Here is a 1,634-nt window from a genome sequence, read left to right as displayed (position 1 = left end):
TAAAACATACCCAAATATACCAATCCTCGATAACATAAAAAGCTGAGGATAACGTGATGATTTATAATAAAAAGCGACCCAAATGGATCGCTTTTAACTTATTTAAGCATCAACAACAATGACTTCACCATTAATGAAACCATCAACTGATCGCTCAAACGCTTTACCAACTAACTTCCCTGGTACGGGTTCAAAGCCAGGCATCATTTCTCCGTAGACATCCCATGCTTCAACTAACACAGTTGGATTGACTACATTGATACGTATATTTCTTGGCATTTCTAAAGAAACAATTTTAACGAAGGTATCGATTGCACCACTCGTTGTTGCATCTGCAATAGCGTAAGGGATAGGTTTTTTATTTAAAATACCACTAATTAAAGTAAATGAGCCTGCATCTGAGATGTATTCTTGGCCAATACGTACTAAGTTAATTTGGCCCATCATTTTACTCATCACGGTGGTCATCCATTGTGCCTCAGTCATCTCTGTGAAATTAGCATATTCACAAAAGCCAACAGTATTCACAACCGCGTCAAAAGCACCTACTTTTTCATAAAGCGCTCTAATTGATTGTTCATTCGTTATATCTACAATGTGGTCAACATCGCCAGAGCGACCTGCTGTAATCACATTATGATTGCCTAAACCAGTTAACGCGGCTTGACCCATTTTACCTAGTGCACCAATTAAAATTACTGTTTTCATTTTCTTCTCCGTTGATTTATTTTGATGGGATGATATTAAACAAAAAATTAAACAATTAAAAACAAACCTTTTTTGTTAGTGTTACAGGTATTAATGGTTAACTATTATGTTATAAATAACATAACAAGAGAGAGATAAATTTGAGTAAATTAGATAGATTAGATATTAAGCAGCTACGTGTGTTTCAAGCAATAATTCGTGAGCAAAGCGCATCGAAAGCAGCAGCTCAATTGGGGCTTACACAGCAAGCCGTGAGCGAGCACTTAAAAAAATTACGCGATGTTTTTGAAGATAGGTTGTTTCTTCGAAAAACTAATGGATTTATTGCTACCCCCTTTGCACAAACGCTATCGGTTAGTGTTGATAAACTCCTTAATGATTTTAATGCTTTATTATCACCTACCCACTTTGACCCTAATACTGTAGAAGGGTCATTTGTTATTGCTGCAACCGATTATGCACAGCAAATAGTATTGCCTGCGTTGATTTCAATAATAAGGATACAAGCGCCTAATTTAAAATTGATAGTTAGAGATTTTGAAATTGATAAGCTCAATGAATTGATGGAAAGTGGCAACGTTAACTTAGCGATTGCCTTTCCGGATTATATTCCGGATAGCTATCCTATTTTAAAATTATTTGAAGAACACCATGTTTGTGTCGCATCACCGAGCGCTTCTATTTTACAAAATAACCCATCGTTAGCTGAAGTTGCTCAATATCCAAGCATTATCGCATCTCCATCAAGGCCTAACTTTAAAGGCTCTATTGATGATTGGTTCAAAACATTTGGTTTTAAAAGAAATGTAGTGGTTTCTGCACCTTGTTTTTCAATTGTGCCAATGTACCTTGAAACGACAGACTCTATTGCTTTTTTACCCTCTCGTGCAATTAAGGGATTGGATTTAATTGAAATAAAACTTGAA

2 protein-coding genes are annotated in these 1,634 nt (G+C 35.8%); one reads left to right on the top strand and one right to left on the bottom strand.

Features of this window, described 5'->3' with window-relative positions; all coding sequences use genetic code 11:
- Positions 1 to 102 precede the first annotated feature (102 nt).
- Positions 103 to 708: a short chain dehydrogenase gene (locus MT391_RS20570; protein ID WP_166371663.1), complete on the bottom strand. Its 606-nt coding sequence runs from the start codon at positions 706 to 708 to the stop codon at positions 103 to 105.
- A gap of 140 nt (positions 709 to 848) precedes the next feature.
- On the opposite strand from MT391_RS20570, the gene MT391_RS20565 reads away from it, so the two are divergent.
- A partial coding sequence (locus tag MT391_RS20565; protein WP_499499949.1) for a LysR family transcriptional regulator occupies positions 849 to 1,634 on the top strand: 786 nt, incomplete at its 3' end.

This window comes from Vibrio sp. 1-Bac 57, assembly GCF_037546855.1.
Lineage (GTDB): Bacteria > Pseudomonadota > Gammaproteobacteria > Enterobacterales > Psychromonadaceae > Psychromonas.
This window is presented reverse-complemented; position numbering and strand designations above follow the sequence as displayed.

Excerpts from the sequence above, each read along its gene's own strand:
- MT391_RS20570 (WP_166371663.1), bottom strand. The coding sequence starts at position 708 with ATGAAAACAGTAATTTTAATTGGTGCACTAGGTAAAATGGGTCAAGCC.